The sequence below is a fragment of the Cupriavidus sp. WGlv3 genome (genome assembly GCF_023952475.1).
Lineage (GTDB): Bacteria > Pseudomonadota > Gammaproteobacteria > Burkholderiales > Burkholderiaceae > Cupriavidus > Cupriavidus phytorum.
Window position 1 is genome coordinate 1 of the sequence record NZ_JALHRX010000155.1, and the last position, 358, is coordinate 358.

Below are 358 nucleotides of genomic sequence, written 5' to 3' on the forward strand. Positions count from 1 at the left end.
GGCCCAGTCGTCGGTGGGCACCGGCCTGGCGCTGATCTTCGCCGCGCTGGTGGTCGGCGGCGGCATCGGCGCCTACGTCGCGCGCAAGGTGCAGATGACCAAGATGCCGGAACTGGTCGCGGCGATGCACTCGCTGATCGGTCTCGCCGCGGTGTTCATCGCGGTGGCGGCGGTGGCCGAGCCGGCGGCGTTCGGCATCAGCCCGGCCGGCTCGCACCTGATCCCGCTGGGCAACCGCATCGAGCTCTTTATCGGCTGCTTCGTCGGCGCGATCACGTTCTCGGGCTCGGTGATCGCCTTCGGCAAGCTGGCCGGGCGCTACAAGTTCCGCCTGTTCCAGGGCGCGCCGGTGGTGTTC

The 358-nt window shown here is 70.4% G+C and carries 1 protein-coding gene; it reads left to right on the top strand.

Annotated elements, in window-relative coordinates:
- Positions 1-358 (top strand): NAD(P)(+) transhydrogenase (Re/Si-specific) subunit beta (locus MKD38_RS30955; RefSeq protein WP_252682472.1); only part of this gene is annotated, 358 nt, incomplete at both ends.